Raw genomic sequence first — 17,977 nt, forward strand, 5'->3', positions numbered from 1 at the left:
CCGAACTGCGAATACAAAAATGGCAGCGGCAAGGGGTGCCACTCTGCGCTGCGGGCGTCGGATCAGTCCTGACTGCGGATCTTGTCGACGATGGCTGTCGTCGAGCTGTTGGCAACCAGTCCCAGCACTTTCACGGTGCCGCCATAAGAGCCGACGATGTCGGCGCCGACGACTTGGTCAACCGAGTAGTCCCCGCCCTTCACCAGCACGTCCGGACGCACATGGGTCAGCAGGTTTTCCGGGGTGCCTTCGGGGAAGCTGATGACCCAGTCCACGGCGCCCAGACCGGCCAGCACGGCCATGCGTCGATCAACGCTGTTGATCGGGCGGCCCGGGCCTTTCAGGCGACTCACCGACGCGTCATCGTTGACCGCCACGATCAGCCGATCGCCCTGGGCGCGGGCCTGTTCCAGGTAGGTGACATGGCCTGCGTGCAGAATGTCGAAACAGCCATTGGTGAATACGATGGTTTCGTTGTGGGCACGGGCGTCGTCGATGGCCAGCAGCAGCTGATCGAGGGTCAGCACGCCGCGCTCGGAACCTTCGGCGCGCTGGATGGCGCGACGCAACTCGGGCGCGCTGATCGCGGCAGTGCCAAGCTTGCCCACGACGATGCCCGCCGCAAGGTTCGCCAGCGCGACCGCGTGCGGCAACTCCTCACCCGCCGCAATGGCCGCTGCCAGGGTGGAGATGACGGTATCGCCAGCCCCCGTCACGTCGAAGACTTCCCGCGCGCGGGCCGGAAGGTGCAGCGTTGGCTGATCCGGACGCAGCAGGGTCATGCCGTGTTCGCCACGGGTGACCAGCAACGCCCCCAGATCGAGGTCCTTCATCAGCGCCGCGCCTTTGGCGACCAGCTCTGCCTCGTCGACGCAATGGCCGACGATGGCTTCAAATTCACTGAGATTGGGGGTAATCAGGCTGGCGCCACGGTAGATCGCGAAGTCTTTACCCTTGGGGTCGGCGAGCACGGGAATGCCACGGTCCCGGGCTGCCTTGATCAGCACTTGATGATTCTTCAGCGCGCCTTTGCCGTAGTCGGACAGGACCAGCACCTTGATACCGTCGAGCAAGGTATCGACCTCGCGGCTCAGGGCCTCGGGGTCAGTGGCAAAGGGTTCTTCGAAGTCGATACGCAGGAGCTGCTGGTGCCGGCTCATGACGCGCAATTTGACGATGGTGGGCTGGTGGGCGATGCGCTGGAAGCTGGCGATCACGCCGGCGGCCTTGAGGCTGTTGCTCAGGCTGTCGGCGGCTTCGTCGGTGCCGGTCACGCCGACCAGGGACGCCTTGGCGCCCAGCGCAGCAATGTTCAACGCCACGTTGGCGGCACCGCCCGGACGGTCTTCGATCTGGTCGACTTTGACCACCGGCACCGGTGCTTCAGGGGAGATTCTGGAAGTGCCACCGTGCCAGTAGCGGTCGAGCATGACATCGCCGACAACCAACACTTGAGCCTGATCAAAACGCGGCATGGACAACTTCATCGAACAACCCGTGGCAGAAATGGACAAGGACGGAATCTTAGCACAGCGATCAGCGCTGGCTGGCCGGTTGGCCTCGAATCCCTTAGTGCTTCAAACAGCGCTTCAGATGGCGCTTCAGATGGCGCTTTAACTGGTGCAACGAATGGCGCATCGACTGTTGCAGCTATGGGCGCGGAAAGCGGCGAACCCAGAACACCTCGTGACGGCGCACGGCCTTGCGGAAGAATTCGTCGTCTCCCGTCAGCGGCCATTCGCGACCGGCCAGCCAGCGTTGAATCTGTCGGCGCAGGCGCTTCTTCAGGGGTGGCGCTCCCTGGAGGTCATGCTGCATCGCCAGAGCCATGGCCTTATCCAGTTGCACGTCCGAACCGAGCGACGTACTCCAGAGCTGATCCACCGAAGGCGCCTCTACAAACGGCGGCAGCGCGACGCCTTTACCGGCCAGCCCCATGGGCCAGCGGTCGTTGTCGTGCAGGTGGTTGGCGTAGAACAGCGCCACCTCGGGGGTGTGCGCGCTTCTGCTCACCGCCTCATATAACGCTTGGGTCGTGGCGATGTGGTCAGCGTGGGGGTCGAGTTCCGGGTGCGGCATGACGATGACGTCCGGCCGGTAAGCATCGAGCAGCGCCGCAAGATCGGCCACGAGATTGTTCCAGGTGGGCGCGCCGTCCTGATCACCCGGCAACGGCAAAGGATTGTGCTGCCGCGAACTGCGGATGTCGGTCTCTGAGGAGTCGCGAGAACCAAACGGCTGATCCGGCGACTGGGCCATGGCCGGCAGTTGCAGGCAGTAATAGCCCAGTTGCACGCACTGGCTCTGGGGCACACCGCCCCACAGCGGAATCGCCAGGCTGTCCCACGTACGCAAGCGCCCCTTGAGCCGGGCAGCCTCGGCGCGGTTCAGCCCCAGTTGTTCGTAGCGTTCGGCCTCGATTTCGCCCTGGGTCACCGTAACGATGCTGCAATCCGCCGCCTGGCTGTACAGGCCAAAGGCTGCCAGTTCGGCATCGTCGGCGTGGGGCGCGAGGATCATCAACCGTTGCTGGCGGTAATCCGGGTTGCTCAGCACGAACAACCGCCCGGCGCTGGCGATGCGGCAGAATCCGCCTTTGAGGCGCAACGTGCTGTCCGCGACGACGTCCCGCTGCCCGGTGAGGTTCACGTAGCGGCGCCCGGCAAAGCCTCGTTCGAAATCCTGGCGGTCGTCGCCTGCCAGCACATACGGGTCCAGCCAGCGACCGAGCCAGGTGCTGCGCAAATCGAGCTCCAGCAGCAGGGTTTCGCCTTCGGCCAACGGCTCGCTCAGCTGCAGCATGCCGTTGACGACAGAAACAGGCTGCGCCTGGGCCGCGTCAGGAAACTGGTAGTGGTAATCGCTCTTGGGCGAATAAAACAGATGGTCGGAGAACCAGGCTTCGTGGGCGATCCAGGCGGCGACGATCAGCAACGGCACCAGCCACCACGCGACCCAGATGCCAATGCCGATCAGCAGCACCACACCGATGATCAGCGCCAGACGCTTGTTGCGCCGATGTCGTTTCAGAAGCTCCTGCTTGCGCCCGGACATGTCATCCAACCTTGTAGACAGGCACCGTCTGGCACCAGCGGTCTTTGTATTCGCGATCGGAGCGGCCGAAGGAGTAGCGCAAAGGCTTGTTCACCGCCCTCGCGTCAGCCCAGGCGTTCTGGGTGTTGACGAAGCTCAGCACGCTGCCGGGGCTCAACCCCTGATGGGCCGGATCGACACCACCGTTGATGTATTCCACCGACACCCAGTGTGGCGACTCGACCCTGTACAGCACCTGAGCGGCAATGGGCTTGCCCTCCAGCAGGATCATCGAGCCGGTCATGAACTCGCGCATCAGCTCGAACACCCTGGCCAGATGATCCTTGCCCGGCACGTCGAAGCCCCAACGCGCATGAAACAGGCTGGAGTAAATACGGGCTTGTTCCTCGGACGTGAAATCCAGCATCGGCTGAACGACCCCGCCCGCCTCCTCAAGCAAACGCTGTTCACGGCGCTGGTTGTAGCGGAATTTCTTGGAATAGTCCTCAGGCGCGCGGGCGATGGCCAGGCTCTCGGCTTGCGGCTTGAGGGTGTCGATCTGACCGGCGTTCAACTCCGACACATAGCTCATGCGTTGGCGCACCGGCACTGTCACGCCGGGCGCAATCGGCAGAATGATTTCCGCGTTACCCAGATCGAACACACGCCGATTACGCTGTTTAAGTACTTTCTTGGCCAGCGCCAGATCCCGGCCCCAGCAGGCCACCGCAGCAACGACGTTGCCGTCTTGCAGCCAACCCAGATAACGGACCGGAATGTCAGCCAGCCAGGCCAGGCGCTCGATCACGTGCGGGTGCGTGGCAACGCTGCCGCCGAACTGCTGCCACGCGGTGGCGTAGGTCGTTGCATCAATCGGGGTCCAGCCTCGCTCACGCCATGCGCGCAAGTGACTCAGCATGCATCGACTGCCCGATCGATTTCGACTGGCTCGTCTTCTTCGAACTGTTTGGCATGCAGGCGCGTGTAGTAGCCGTTCTGCGCCAGCAGCTCGGCATGGGAGCCGCGCTCGACAATGCGGCCTTCGTCCATGACCAGAATGACGTCGGCTTTTTCGATGGTGGTCAGGCGGTGGGCGATCACCAGCGTGGTGCGGCCCTGCATGACCTTCTCCAGGGCTTTCTGGATATGGCGCTCGGACTCGGTATCCAGCGCCGAGGTCGCTTCGTCGAGAATCAGCAGCGGCGCGTTTTTCAGCAGCGCGCGGGCAATCGCCAGACGCTGGCGCTGACCGCCGGACAGCAGCACGCCGTTCTCGCCGACGAGGGTCTGATACTGCTGAGGCAACTTGTCGATGAATTCGTCCGAATAGGCATCGGCCGAAGCTTTCTTGATCTCTTCCAGCGGCACGCCCGCCAGATCGCCATACGCGATGTTGTTGGCGATGGTGTCGTTGAACAGCGTGACGTTCTGGTTCACCAGCGCGATCTGACGACGCAGGCTGCGCAGGGTGTAGTCCTGAGTCTCGACGCCATCGAGAAGAATCTGGCCCTGCACGTGATCGTAGAAACGCGGAATCAGGCTCGCCAAGGTGGATTTGCCGCTGCCGGAGCGGCCCACCAGCGCGACCATCTGGCCGGCTTCGGCGACAAAACTCACGTCGTTGAGCACGCGCTTTTCCGTGCCTGGGTAGGTGAACGTGAGGTTTTTGACCTCCAGACGGCCTGAAACCTTGTCGCGCTCTACGGTGCCCAAGTCCTGCTCGGTCTGCTCATCCAGTTGCTCGAAGATGCTCTCCGCACCGGCGACGCCTTTCTGGATGGTGGAACTGACTTCGGACAACTGACGGATCGGCTTGGGCAGCAGGCCGGCCATGGTGATGTAGGCCACCAGATCACCCGCCGACGAGTCGCCGCGCAGATAAAGGACAAGGAACATCACGATGGCCATGCCGCTGTAGGTCACCAATTGCAGCATCGGCGTGTAAACCGCGCCGGTCTTGGTCATCGCCAACTGCTTTTTGGTATTGCTGCGGCTGGCCTTTTCGAAGCGGGCCTTTTCGTAGTCTTCGCCGCCAAAGCTGCGGACCACGCGATAGCCGTGGATTGTCTCGGACGCCACGTGGGTCACGTCGCCCATGGCCACCTGAATCTTCTTGCTCTGCTTGCGAAACTTCTTGCTGGTGCTGTTCACCATGACCGCAATGAGCGGCAGTATCGCCAGCATCACCAGGGTCAGTTTCCAGTTCATCCACAGCAGCGCGCCGAACAGAAAGATAACCGTCATGCCTTCGCGAATCACCACCTTGATTGCGTCAGTGGCAGCGCCGGTGACCATGGTCACGTTGAAGGTGATGCGCGAGATCAGGTGCCCTGAGTTGCTGTTGTCGAAGAAGCGGTTGGGCAGCGTGAGCAATTTGTTGAACAGCACGACGCGCAGGTCATGCACCAGCCCGAGGGAAACGCGGGCCAGGAAGAAGTTGCCTAAATAAGAGCCGGCGCCCTGCCAGGCCGCGATCAGAACGATCATCAGCGGCACCGCCTGCAGCAATTGCAGGTGACCAATATAAGGGTTGCCGGGGAACAGGCTGGCTTCGGGATTGGCCAGGCCATCGACGAAGTATTTGAGGATGTAGGCGAGCATCGGCTGGGTGGACGCAAAGATAAGAAAGCCGACAATGCTCAAGCAGAAAAGGCCGATGTACGGCCGCACATAGGTCAATAGACGAAAGTAAATCGCCAGGGTCGTTTTAGCTTGAGGATCAGGACTGCTCATGGGAATCCGCACGAAAAAATTAGGCGGGCATGGTAGCACAACCCATATTTGTCGACCCCTGCCGCGACCCAAGCGGGGCCGACTCGGGTAACATGCCGCATTTGTTCAGGTAAGTATGCCGATGCATCCAATGGAACACAGCGCCTATCTGGCCTTGCGAGAAAACGCCACCGTGCTCGAAGCGGACGGATCCGGGGACAAGGTTCTGTTGCTTGAGGACGGCACCATTCTCAAACTGTTCCGCCGCAAGCGCCTGATCAGCTCGGCCTTGCTGTTTCCCTACGCGCAACGTTTCGCCGACAACATCGACGCCCTCAAAAAACGCGGCATTCCCTGCCCCGACGTCATCGCCACCTATCGAATTGCCAGCATCAGCCGCGATGCCGTGCGTTACACGCCGTTGCCCGGCCTGACCATCCGCCAAGTGCTGAAAGCGCACGGTGAAAGCGCGCCACTGCGGGTTGAACTGGGTACGTTTATCGCCCACCTGCATGATCGCGGCGTCTACTTTCGCTCGCTGCACATGGGCAATGTGATCCTCACCCCGGAGGCGAAACTGGGGCTCATCGATATCTCTGACATGAAGTGCCAGCGTCGCGCGCTGAGCGATTCGAAGCGGCTGCGCAATTTCCAGCACCTGCTTAGGTATAAGGAAGATCGCGCGTGGCTGGTGGAGAGCGATGGGGGCACGGCCTTTATTTCAGCTTACACCCAAGGCCGGAGCGCCCACTTCACTGCGCGTTTGAAGGCGCTGTTTGCGTAGAAGGGTCGGGCTGAACGCCCAGCAGCTCGTCGAGGCGCTGCAGGGTGATTTTGGGAATGACCCGCTCCGGCATGCGACTGACACTGGATAGATTGAACACCTGCATGCCGGTTCGCGGCAGGATCTTGCGAGTCATCAACGTGAAGCTTGGCAGGATGTATTGCTCGAAATCCTCGTCCAGGCTGCTGGGCAAAGCCGCTTCTCCCTTCTCGTAAAAACGCCCCCCGCCCTGACGCAGGTCCATCCCGACCACGAACACCTGACGAAACCCCAGATGGCAGACCAGCTGCAAGGCGCCGAAGGGAATGGTTCGACTGCCGAAATAGCCGCGTTTGAGGTTCAGGCTGAAGCCAATGCGGTTGGGCTTGCGACGCAGCAGGGAGAAGTTGGAGATCAGCTCGTCGTCGTTGCGGATTGACCACGCGTAGGCTCGATCCGACATAACGGCCTTGCCTTCCTGGCGATTGACCCGCTCCAGCAGATAGATCTTCTTGCCGTTCAGCGCAGTGGCGTCGGCCGAATGAATCGCCTGAAGTACATCCAGACTCATCGCCAGATGCTCGCCGTGGCGAACCCCCATCAGCGCCAGCGCCGGCCGGCCGATGACAAAGTTCGGGTCGTCGCACAGGTAGTAGAAAGGCCGGATGCCCTCGTCGACGCAGCGCACGATCGAGCCGTTCATGGCGACGACCGGCAGGCTCCGGTAACGGGGAAGCGGAAACTCGTTCGCCGAGGGGCCGGACGCCAGCAGCAATACCGGACCTGTAACAGAACCGCGGGATTGCGCAAAGTCCTGCAGGCACACTTCCAGATCATGCCCTACCAGCCAGCGTTGCTCGCCCCGCGCTTCAATCCTCAGCACGCCGCGCCTCCCGCGAGATGGCGACCGCGCCAGCGAGGGGCAGCCAGAGCCATTCCCACACCAGATTGGGTGACCCAACGAAGGTGTGCAGTTCCACGGTCATGACCACGCCACCGGCGCAGAGGATCGCCAGCCAGAGCCGAGCGATCTCCGAGGTCTTGCGCGCTCGGGCCAGACACGCGCCAGCATGCAGCATCGTCGCCAGCAGCAGCGCCAGACCGACGATGCCGAACTGATAAAGCACCTCGAAATACAGACCGTGGGTGTTGCGCACGATTTGCCCGGTCGAGAGGTGAACCTCGCCCAGTGGCGTACCCGCGCCAACCCCGAACCACCAGTGGCCAGCCAGGCGCTCGAACACCGCAAGCCAGACTTCGTTGCGCCCGGTCACGCCACGGGTCTGCACTTCGTAAGCGAGCTCGCTGAAGCCGAAAATGAGCACAAGCGCGACGACGATGGCCGCAGGAATCAGGATATTGCGACGCAGCTTGCCACTGGTCATCGTGCCAAGCAGCACCAGCCCGCCGACCGATGAAGCCAGCCAGGCGCTGCGCGCGAAAGTGAAGTAGATGTACGTGGCGATAAGGGCGCAGCACAGCAGCCAGAGGCCGATTTCGGCACGGCGCCTTGAGCGTAATGTCAGCCAGATACCGGCCAGCAGAAACAAGCCGTAGTTCATGCCGGCAACGATGGTGTTGCCGAAGTCGGCCACATCGGTCACTCCCGAGCCAGCCAGTGACATCTGCCGATAGCCGAGGACGAACGCACCGTGGATGGCGAGATTGAGCATGGAAAATGTGGCGAACAGCGCAACCACCACGACCGACAGCTTGAGGATTTTTTCCCAGTCGAATGTGCCCCTCGCCCTAATCACGCCAACGCCGATGAAAAACACAAGGATGAGCAGAAGCCGACGCAGGGATTTCATGTCGTCGTCTGACATCAGGCTGTTGATCAGCAGATAGGCGAACAGCAGCAGGACGGTGCAGGTCAGCGGGCTGACTGAAAATGATCGCCTACTCAGCGCCGGCGCTGCGCAAAGCAAGGCAACGACCAGCGCCGCGCGAATGAACGCAGCCCAGGAACTTGACTCACCGGGCCACCAGAACGGCCCGAGAAATATGATCAGCATCACCACCGCAAGCAGTAAACCTGCGATGTACCCCGCACGTGCCGGCAAATTTTTTACAACCATTCCAATCCATATCCTGTGCTATGCAGCCGGGGTGTTCATTGCTATCAGAGGCCAATGGCTGCCAGCAGTTCGAATGCAGTCAGGTTTCCGAAGTCAGCGCGACGACTTGCGGCAATTGCCAGAAAACCGCTTTTACCGCCTCATCGCTGAAACGGTCGTGCAGCCGTTGCAGCATCGCATCCGCGCAGGACTGCCGCAGCTCGGCGTCCATCCGCGAAAGGTGGATCAGCCCCTGAGCCAGAGACTCGGCTCCGCCCAGGGGAAACAGTATGCCCACGCCTTCAACGACTTCCTTCGCGCCGCCACAGGCGGTTGCCAGCAGAGGCACGCCGGCCACCATGGCTTCCAGCAGCACCATGCCGAAGGGTTCGTGATCGGAACTCAGTGCGAACACGTCGAAGGCCTTGAAGTAGCGGCTGGCTTGAGTCACCTGCCCCGCCAGCATGACCTCGTGGCCGATACCCAGTTCGGCCGCCAGGTGTCTGAGGTCCTGTTCCAGCCGACCCTGACCGAGAATCACCAGTTGGCTGTCGGCGGGCAGGTTCGGCAACGCCTGGGCGAATCCGCGCAGCAGCGTCGACTGATCCTTGTCGGGATGCAGCCGCCCGACATTGCCCACGACCCACGCCTCCTGGGCCAGGCCCAGTGCGTCGCGGGCCTCCTCACGGGACAACAGAGTGGCGCTCAGCTGATCGACATCGATGCGGTTATAGAGGGTCTGGATACGCTCGACCGGCCATTTCGGCAGGCAGGCGCGAATGTCATCGCGCACGGCATCGGACACGCCCAGCAGGCTCAGGCGGGAGCGGAACAGGTTCGCCAGCACCTTGCGGCTGCGGCGCCGGTAATCACCAAACGCATGATGGACGCCGATCACCGGCAAGCGGGTCGCGACCAGTGCGATGTAGGTCGGCTTGAAACGGTGGGTGATGCAAAACTCGAAACTGCGGGACGCCGCGATCTTGCGCAGATCGCGGATCGCTCCCACCTTCATGCCGCCGATGGCCTTGGAGCTGTACTCCATGAACAGCACTTCGTCCGACGCGCAGCTGGCTGCAACCTCGGCATCGGCGGCGCCGGTCAGGAATACCGTGGTGACACGGTATCCCCTGCCCACGAACAGGCTGGCGTATTGACGGGCGCAGTCGAGGAACGGCCCGTCATAGCCGTGGCAGAACTGGAGAACATGGCGCTCAGCTGAGCGTGTCATGGGTGTCCACGCCGTCTTTGACCACCAGAATGTCTTCCATGATCAGGTACTCCAGATCGGAGCCGAAGAACATATTCAGCGCATCGGTCGGCGAGCAGATCATCGGCTCGCCGCGACGGTTGAGCGACGTATTGAGCGAGACGCCGTTGCCCGTCAGGTCTTCGAGCGCCTTCATCATGTCGTAGTAACGCGGGTTGTACTCGCGCTTGAGCACCTGGGCGCGGGAGGTGCCGTCTTCGTGGACGACTTCCGGCACACGGGTTTTCCACTCTTCCGCCACTTCGAACGTGAAAGTCATGAACGGCGCCGGGTGATCGATCTTGATCATCTGCGGGGCGACGGTGTCGAGCATCGACGGGCAGAAAGGCCTCCAGCGCTCGCGGAACTTGATCTGATGGTTGATGCGATCAGCGACGCCGGCAATGCTCGGGCAGCCGATGATCGAACGACCACCGAGGGCACGAGGACCGAATTCCATGCGGCCTTGGAACCAGGCCACCGGGTTGCCCGCGACCATGATTTTGGCGATGCGCTCGGGGGTGTTGTCGATCTGGCGCCAGGCCGGCTTGCTCGGGTGGCGGGCGCAGGCGGCGATAACATCTTCGTTGCTGTAGGACGGGCCGAGGTACACGTGCTCCATCTTCTCGACCGGCACGCCGCGGGCGTGGGAAACATAGGCGGCAGCGCCGACGGCAGTGCCGGCATCACCCGACGCTGGCTGAACGAACAGCTCTTTGACGTCAGGGCGCGCGATGATTTTCTGGTTCAGTTTGACGTTCAGCGCACAGCCGCCGGCAAAAGCGAGCTTGCCGGTTTCCTTGAGGATGTCACCCAGATAGTGGTCGATCATCTGCAGCGACAGCTTCTCGAACAGCGCCTGCATGCTGGCGGCGTAATGAATGTACGGCTCGTCGGCGATGTCGCCTTCGCGCTTGGGGCCCAGCCACTCGATCAGTTTCGGCGAGAAGTAGAAGCCTTTGCCCTTCTCTTTGTAACGACGCAGGCCGATGACGTTGGCGTATTCGGTGTTGATCACCAGTTCGCCGTTTTCGAACGTGGCCAGGCGCGAGAAGTCGTATTTGGTCGCATCGCCGTACGGCGCCATGCCCATGACTTTGAATTCGCCGTCGAGCATCTCGAAGCCGAGGAATTCGGTGATCGCGCCATACAGCCCGCCGAGGGAATCCGGGTCGTAGAATTCTTTGATCTTGTGGATCTTGCCGTTTTCGCCGTAGCCGAAGAAAGTGGTGGCGTACTCACCCTTGCCGTCGATCCCGAGGATCGCGGTTTTCTCCTGGAAGCCGGAGCAGTGGTAGGCGCTGGAAGCGTGGGCAAGATGGTGCTCGACGGGCTCGATCTTGATCTTTTTCGGATCAAAACCCAGTTGTTCCAGGCACCAGACGATTTTGTTGCGATAGCGCTTGTAGCGGCGGTTGCCCATCAGAATCGCGTCGAGGGCGCGGTCCGGGGCATACCAGTAACGTTTGGCGTAGTGCCAGCGCGCTTCGCCGAACAGGCTGATGGGCGCGAAAGGAATGGCCACGACATCGACGTCGGAAGGCTTGATGCCCGCTTGTTCGAGGCAGAACTTCGCTGATTCGTAGGGCATGCGGTTCTTGGCATGCTTGTCGCGAACGAAACGCTCTTCTTCGGCCGCAGCAACCAGCTTGCCGTCGATGTACAGGGCTGCGGAAGGATCATGGCTAAGGGCGCCGGACAGGCCAAGGATCGTCAATGCCACTAGGGTCTAGCCTCTTAAGTCTGCATGCAGGCATCACGCGCCTGACAAATAAGGTGTGTCTGGCGCCACGGCGGCAGACAGCTAAAGGGCGGGATTATAGCGTAATGGCTCTGGAAGTGGTCGCAGGGAATGAACTGCCCCGCGATGCCTCGGTGGGACCGGCTTCAGCCGGGAAGAGGCCAGTGTCAGCGCCCTCAATCCTGCGGCGTTGCGAATGACGCCTTCCCGGCTGAAGCCGGTCCTACACGTTTGCGCCTCACCTCGTGCGTTAACTATTTAGCACCACGCGCCCCGGCGTTCTGATTGATTGATCGCTCGACGAATCATCGGGCTGCTTGCCCGGCTCTTGCGCAAGCTCATTGCGCGGAGATCACTCAGGAATGCTGTACGCCATGGAAACCTTTTCACCCAACCCGCCTGCGCTTGATCGGCTGACCACGCTGGCTTCTGTACTTGACGCCGAGCTTCAGCATCTTCCGGATGCCAAGGCCTGCCTCAACACCCCGCCGCTGCCAGTGAGCCCGGAGCAGAAAACGCTGCTGCACTCGGCCATCACTCATTTCTGGGCCGAAGCCAGTGCGCGCGATATTTCACGCCGCGAGCTCTTCGTGACCTGCATCGAATTGACCCTGCGTGACGACCTGCTGCTGAACATCGAAGAAGGCGAGCTGCACCGCGACTATGCGCGCTGCCTGCCGGGCATGGACGCCCAGGAGCATGTGGTGTTCAGCGCGCTCGAGCTGCAACTTGATGCAGAACGTCGCATCCAGCTGGCCGGGGCGCTGGTCGCAACCGCCCAGCCGGGGCAGACCTTGCTCTGGTTGCCCGGCCAGGCCGTCGAAGGCTTCGTGTCGAACGAGGCATTGCAGCAAGCACTCGCCCGCCGCATCAATCACCCACTCCTGCGCCTGCCACTCTTGCGTCTTATGCAGGACAGCACGCGCGACGCCTGGCTCGAGATTGCCTCCGGCGGTGATGTATTTCTTGAGCCCACCCACCCTTCGGACTTTCAACTGCAGCCGATCAAGGGATCGCCCTACGACCATGCCTTTGATCGCCTGCTGGCCAGGCAGCGTGTGGACATCGACGCGCTGTTCGGTAACGCCCACAACCTGTCGCCTCAGGCCCTTCAGGCCCGACTCGAAGACCTGCTCCACCAGCCGAAATCCTGGGGCCCAGGCGGCGCCATAGCCGCTGCGCAGGATCGTCGCGCCCAGCGAGATGAGCGCCGCGCACGCCCCGACTGGCTGGAGATGGCCAGCACCGAGCAACGTGAGCGCTACGCCTCGGGCCTGATGAATTACGAGCGCGCGCGCAGCGCACTGATGAGCGTCATGGACGGCGCCGCCTCCCCGCAGCAATTCGCGCGAAGCCGTCTGCGCGCGCGACTGGCCAATGATCTGGGTATTGACCTCGATCCCGACGAGGTCCTGATCAGCACCGAACGGACGCAGCCCATCACCGGTGAAACCTTCTCCGTCCGGCGAACGCTGACGCATCTGGCACTTTACGGCCTGCATCCCGGCGACACAGCGCCAGATTCGGCCTTCCAGACCCACAGCCGAATCACTCACAACGGCCTGCCGCTTGAGCCTGAGTACAGCGACCTGACGCCGGCCTACCTCGCCGACGTCATCAACGAGCAAGACCTGCGAACGTGTTTCGGCCCCGCGCAACGCCAGGCGCTCGGCTCGCCGACCATCCAGCGCCTGATGGGCGAAGCGATGCATCATCAGCTCATCGCCCAGGCCCTTGGCGCTGAACTGCAGGCGCATATCCAGCCTTCCGACCTGAGCCTGATCGAGTCGCTGAATCCGGACACCGCCGCGCCGCGAAATCCTGCCGTTACCGTGCAGCAGATCAAGCTGAACGGCCACGACGTATTGAGCAGCGTGCTGCTGTTGCGCAAGCTCGACGCTTCGGGGCAGCCGGACGGGTTGCTGATGTTCACCCCGGACAACCCGCGCGCCCAGCACTTCCAGCGTTTCGACAACGAGCGTCAGTTGCTCGGCGAGCTGGTGAGCTGGAGCCGGTCCGCCGACATGAACCACTTCCTGCTGGCGCAGATCACCGCCGGCAGAAGAGCCGCCCTGAAAGACCAGCTGCAAGATTTGAGTGAAAAGCCAGCGCCTGCCCAGGACTGGATCAGCTACGCCACCCTCCCCGATTACAACAGCGGTGTGCGTGCGCTGGTGTCGGCGCGCGTGCAGGTAATGCTCTCCGAACAACGGCTGCACACCCCGGACTGGTTCCTGCGGGCATCCGCCGAGCAGCGTCAGCAAATGGTGGCACTGGAGGATACGATCGTGGCGGCGGGCGAAATCTACCAAGCCGCCCCACACACCCGGGTGACCGACTTCAACGCCTACGTTCATCGGACTGCCAGCCGCAAGATCAACGCGCTGCTGGGTCTGCCGCCGGAAACGGTGGACCCTGACCGGATCATCATTCACACGCCCCGCGAAACCCTGTCCTACACCCAGATGCTGCGTGACGGTTACGACGACACCCTTGGCCTGCTCAACCCGGCGGCCGATACCACCGCCACTTTCAGCGGCCCCGAGGGGGTCGATCTCACACCACTGAGCCCGGAGAAGGTCGCCGGCTCGGTTCGCGGGCAATGGGTGGCCGATCAATACATCGCGATGATCCGCGGGCAACTGTTGGCGCCTGCCAGCGAGGGCTACGACTGGCGCCGTCAACAGAGCCTGCTGCTGACGCAATTGCAAATGCGCGCCGACGCCTTGCGCAGCTTTCTCGAAGGCCACATCGACGCCACCCAGCTGCAATGGCTTACCCTCTCCATCGTCAACATGCATCAGAGCAGCCCGGCAGACCGCCTGCGCTATCGGGTCTATCCACTGCAATTGAGCGTGGACGTGATGGCTATCGCGTCTCGTGCAGAGGTCATTCACGGCTGCTTCCTGCTCGCGCCGCCTGAGGCGAGCACGCTGGAGCAGGTTCTGCTGTATACGCCGCAGGCACCGGACGGCCGCGCCTTCCGGCCACTTAGCGCGTTCAGCAACACGCTGCTGAGCGGAGGCATGGGCGATTACTACCTGAGCCGCGCCCGGGTGAAGGCCGGCATGCCGCTGGCATTTGCCCTGGCTGAACTGAAGAAAGGCGGTGGTCGCAAACCGGTGCTGCCGAGGGCGCCGTTCAGCAACCTGTATGACGTGTGCTTCAACCAGGTGATCGAGCGCAAGATCCGCGATGTGGAGGACACCCAGACCGGTCGCGCGGACATGCTCTGTCGCCAGGTTTGGAGCAGCCTCGAGCTGATCGCGACCGCCGTGACCTTGCCCTTCCCGCCTGCCAGCTTTGCCGTCGGCATGATCATCGCGAGCGCTGATGGTTATCGCGCGCTGCGAGCCCTCGACGAACGGGATCACGCCACCGCCAGCTTCTACGTGCTCAGCGCCTGGCTCAACACGGCGGGCGCTGCGGGCGATCTGCACTCGGGAATGAAAGGGCTCGGCGGCATTTTGAAGGATCTGACAGGACAAAAAACCGCCGGCAGGTACGCCCGCTCGGTTGCCCATGCCACCGAAGAGACACTGCAGCCGGTCGCGGTGGAGAACGAACTCTTCTGGGCCGCGCCTCAGTCTGCCAACCGCCATGTCCCGCTGTACCGGATCCACGCGCTGATCCCCGAAACCCTTCAGCCCACCGGGCGTTATGCGCAAACCGATGTGACCGGCGTTTGGAGGGCATTGCAGCAGGACACCCCGCCGGTGCGGGTCGCAAATACCGTCGAACCTCCGCTGCACGCGGTGGATGTGTCGCTGACAGATGCCATCCCCCTGAGCCGCCCGCACGGGCAAGGTGTCAGCGTCGTTCGTGGCAACTTTTACATCGCCATGCAGGGCCAGACGTATCAGGTCCAGTACGACGCCAGGCTGGCCGCCTGGCAGATCGTCGATCCGCGCAACCCGTTCGCCTTTTTTGGCCGCCAGACGGTGCGCCTCAACCGCCAGAGCCAGTGGCAGCTGCTTGAGCCTGCGCGCTTGCGAGGCGGCGTTCTGCCTTCGTTCAGCCGACTGGACGAAACCCCCGCAGGCCCCGCTACTGCGGTGGGCGACTTGAGCGATTACGAAATGCCGGAATCGCTGCAGCCCTACGTCTTCGGCATCGTCAGCCGAAAGCAGGCTGAACAATTTGAAGGAGGCCCGTTCGGACTGCACGAGTTTTTCGACGACATTTTCCAGGGCGGTCGCTCGACCTACAGCACGTTGCGCCAGAACCTCTACCGCGATGCAAAAGCATTCTTCGAGCACCCGCCCCTTCCCGGCAAACCCGAGTTGCCGGTGCTGGCGGACGGCGTGACGACTCAAGCCTTCTTCGAGGCCGTACTGAAAAATTCCAACGGCCTGGTGATTGGCGAAGCTCCGACGTCCATCGCCAGCAAACAACTGCTGATCGACAACATGCCGTTGCTGGCGGAGCGCAAGGTCGAGGTGCTGTACATCGAGCATCTGCACACCGACCAGCACACGCACAAGCTGCAGAAATACAAGGCACTCGGCAGCAAGACGCGCAGCGGCTCCCACATGATCAAGCACTACCTGGAGACCGTGAACGAGGGCGCGCTTAAGAACGGCAGCGAAAAATACGACTATTACCACCTGATCAAAGCGGCCCACCGCCACGGCATCGACGTTCGTCCGTTCAGTTCATCGGTCAGCTATGACTACGCGGGCAACGAAGTGGCATCCGCTGCAGGTGATGCCCTCGCACCCCAAAAGATGGCGGTCTTCTTTGGTCACAAAGTGATCAGCGGCGATGTGCAACAGCAACCGGGCAGGCGCTGGATCGCGCTGCTCGACCACCGCACCGCCAACACTTGGCAGCAACAGCCAGGCATCAGTGAACTGCAAGGCGTACTCAGCCTGCGCGTCGAAGATGTGCCGTTGGGCGCGCCGATCCAGATATCCGTGGACAGCGATGCCGTCATCAGCAGCGCGGCGTCGCGCGCGGACTTCAAGGCACAGATCGGCAACCCGAACATCGACAATGGGGCCGGCGCAGCCTCGCCCGTCAGTCCCTCCAGCACGTCGATGGACGATGCGCTGTATGGCTTTTTCGAACGACGTTCACCCATGGAGTGGGGCCTGGACCCGAATCGCCGCGCCATCGTTTCCCACCGCCGAAGCGAGGTGAACCCCTACGTCGGTGATCACGGTTTCGAATGGAATCCGGCCGGCTACTGGACCCGCGCCGATGCCGCAACCTGGAGCAACGACTACCCCCTGGGCGCCATTCAGCAGTCGCTGATCGACAACCGCTACCAGATGCCTGCCGACATGCGGAGCATCTTTCATGACCTGGCCAACTTCCGTCACAGAGGTCTCAACCCCGATTACTTTTTCATCGAAAGTCATTTGGTGGAGGTGCGGGAGAAGTTCTTCGAACTGGCGAACACGCTGCAGAAAGATGCGCGCTCAGTGCTCAACCTGGCCCTCCCTGAACGGGTGACTCTGCCCGAGGTAAAAGCCGACACGCCGTTGAGCATGTTCATCGAAGAGCTGTACGAAAACACGTCCGGAGTGGTCATTGGCGAATCCCATTCGGCACGCGCCAGCAAGCGCTTCATCCTCGACAACATGGAGCATCTGGCGCGACAGGACGTGAAGACGCTGTACATGGAGCATTTGCTGACGGACGTCCATCAGGCCGACCTGGACCGCTTCGCTGAAACGGGGCTGATGAGCAAACGTCTGCTGCACGACCTCAAGCGCATGGACCAGACGTTCCGGACCGACCCGACCGGCCTCTACTCGTTCGAAAGGCTGGTGGTCCAGGCCAGGCGGCACGGCATTGAAATCCGCGCGATCGACTGCGCCGCCAGTTACTTCATCCGCCATATGCCGACCCACTCCAACACTACGCGCCAGCAGGTGCTCAGCTACTTTGCGTCCCGCACGATACGCAAGCATCAAGAGGTGATGGGGCCGCACAAGTGGATGGCGCTGGTGGGTGAAACCCATGCCAACACGTTCAAAAACAGCGTCCCGGGCATTGCCGAGCTGGAACAGGGGATTGGCGTGCGGGTGATGGACGTGGCGCAGGGCAAAGGCCACGGCATCATGATCGATCCGGGCGAACAGGTCCCGGCGGGGCTGGGTCATGAGCCAGTGCTGGTGCAGAATGATTTCCGCGTGGAGATCGAACTGCCACCACGTCCTCAACTCGCTGCGCCCGTCGGCGACAGACTGCACAGTCCGGGCATGTTCCTGCTCGATGAGTCCGCCCCCTTGCGGCCCACGATCGTGCATCGCTCAAGGGACCGCACCCTCAAGCACACGCCGGTGCGGTTCAATACCGCTGGCAAAGCCTACGTCGAGCGCGAGTCATGGCCGCAGGTTCATCGCCAGCCGTTCGATAACGTGCAGGCATTGATCGACGCACTGGTGGAGATCAACCTCAAGCACGCGGACTGA

Annotated in this window: 10 protein-coding genes; 2 read left to right on the forward strand and 8 right to left on the reverse strand. The window is 62.1% G+C overall.

What is annotated here, in order from left to right; genetic code table 11:
• Nucleotides 1–62 precede the first annotated feature (62 nt).
• The 4 genes from hldE to msbA all read right to left on the reverse strand — a co-directional run bounded on the left by hldE (nt 63) and on the right by msbA (nt 5,766).
• Nucleotides 63–1,487 carry a bifunctional D-glycero-beta-D-manno-heptose-7-phosphate kinase/D-glycero-beta-D-manno-heptose 1-phosphate adenylyltransferase HldE gene (gene hldE / locus AC07RO_RS17945; protein WP_495086715.1) on the reverse strand — a complete coding sequence of 475 codons (1,425 nt, stop codon included), beginning with the start codon at nt 1,485–1,487 and terminating at the stop codon, nt 63–65.
• Nucleotides 1,488–1,650: 163 nt separating this feature from the next.
• The gene (locus AC07RO_RS17950) at nt 1,651–3,054 is read right to left on the reverse strand and encodes a PIG-L deacetylase family protein (protein ID WP_495086716.1); all 1,404 of its coding nucleotides are present in this window, start codon (nt 3,052–3,054) and stop codon (nt 1,651–1,653) included.
• Nucleotide 3,055: 1 nt separating this feature from the next.
• Nucleotides 3,056–3,952, reverse strand: a complete 897-nt coding sequence (locus AC07RO_RS17955) for a GNAT family N-acetyltransferase (RefSeq protein WP_495086717.1) — start codon at nt 3,950–3,952, stop codon at nt 3,056–3,058.
• The gene (gene msbA, locus AC07RO_RS17960) at nt 3,946–5,766 is read right to left on the reverse strand and encodes a lipid A export permease/ATP-binding protein MsbA (RefSeq protein WP_192171131.1); all 1,821 of its coding nucleotides are present in this window, start codon (nt 5,764–5,766) and stop codon (nt 3,946–3,948) included. The genes AC07RO_RS17955 and msbA overlap by 7 nt, the downstream gene beginning before the upstream one ends.
• A 121-nt stretch (nt 5,767–5,887) precedes the next feature.
• Here msbA and AC07RO_RS17965 point away from each other — a divergent pair, with 121 nt between their 5' ends.
• Nucleotides 5,888–6,529, forward strand: coding sequence for a lipopolysaccharide kinase InaA family protein (locus AC07RO_RS17965; protein WP_495086718.1), 642 nt, complete (start codon nt 5,888–5,890; stop codon nt 6,527–6,529).
• Here the strand turns inward: AC07RO_RS17965 and AC07RO_RS17970 are convergent.
• The 4 genes from AC07RO_RS17970 to AC07RO_RS17985 form a co-directional block, all read right to left on the reverse strand.
• Nucleotides 6,498–7,391, reverse strand: a complete 894-nt coding sequence (locus AC07RO_RS17970; RefSeq protein WP_495086719.1) for a WaaZ-like lipopolysaccharide core biosynthesis protein — start codon at nt 7,389–7,391, stop codon at nt 6,498–6,500. The two genes, AC07RO_RS17965 and AC07RO_RS17970, sit on opposite strands and share 32 nt — an antisense overlap.
• Entirely contained in the window at nt 7,378–8,586 is a 1,209-nt protein-coding gene (locus AC07RO_RS17975; RefSeq protein ID WP_495086720.1) for an O-antigen ligase family protein, read from the reverse strand. The genes AC07RO_RS17970 and AC07RO_RS17975 overlap by 14 nt, the downstream gene beginning before the upstream one ends.
• Before the next feature lie 79 nt (nt 8,587–8,665).
• Complete coding sequence (locus tag AC07RO_RS17980) at nt 8,666–9,796, reverse strand: glycosyltransferase (RefSeq protein ID WP_122625597.1); 1,131 nt, start codon at nt 9,794–9,796, stop codon at nt 8,666–8,668.
• Nucleotides 9,780–11,537: a carbamoyltransferase family protein gene (locus tag AC07RO_RS17985; RefSeq protein ID WP_369303896.1), complete on the reverse strand. Its 1,758-nt coding sequence runs from the start codon at nt 11,535–11,537 to the stop codon at nt 9,780–9,782. The genes AC07RO_RS17980 and AC07RO_RS17985 overlap by 17 nt, the downstream gene beginning before the upstream one ends.
• A gap of 392 nt (nt 11,538–11,929) precedes the next feature.
• Between AC07RO_RS17985 and AC07RO_RS17990 the strand changes: the two genes are divergently transcribed.
• On the forward strand, nt 11,930–17,977 hold the full coding sequence (locus AC07RO_RS17990) for a dermonecrotic toxin domain-containing protein (protein WP_495086721.1): 6,048 nt from the start codon (nt 11,930–11,932) through the stop codon (nt 17,975–17,977).

Source organism: Pseudomonas sp. GW821-FHT07F05, assembly GCF_059418765.1.

Excerpts from the sequence above, each read along its gene's own strand:
- AC07RO_RS17955 (WP_495086717.1), bottom strand. The coding sequence starts at position 3,952 with ATGCTGAGTCACTTGCGCGCATGGCGTGAGCGAGGCTGGACCCCGATT.
- AC07RO_RS17990 (WP_495086721.1), top strand. The coding sequence starts at position 11,930 with ATGGAAACCTTTTCACCCAACCCGCCTGCGCTTGATCGGCTGACCACG.
- AC07RO_RS17975 (WP_495086720.1), bottom strand. The coding sequence starts at position 8,586 with ATGGTTGTAAAAAATTTGCCGGCACGTGCGGGGTACATCGCAGGTTTA.
- AC07RO_RS17965 (WP_495086718.1), top strand. The coding sequence starts at position 5,888 with ATGCATCCAATGGAACACAGCGCCTATCTGGCCTTGCGAGAAAACGCC.
- hldE (WP_495086715.1), bottom strand. The coding sequence starts at position 1,487 with ATGAAGTTGTCCATGCCGCGTTTTGATCAGGCTCAAGTGTTGGTTGTC.
- AC07RO_RS17950 (WP_495086716.1), bottom strand. The coding sequence starts at position 3,054 with ATGTCCGGGCGCAAGCAGGAGCTTCTGAAACGACATCGGCGCAACAAG.
- AC07RO_RS17980 (WP_122625597.1), bottom strand. The coding sequence starts at position 9,796 with ATGACACGCTCAGCTGAGCGCCATGTTCTCCAGTTCTGCCACGGCTAT.
- msbA (WP_192171131.1), bottom strand. The coding sequence starts at position 5,766 with ATGAGCAGTCCTGATCCTCAAGCTAAAACGACCCTGGCGATTTACTTT.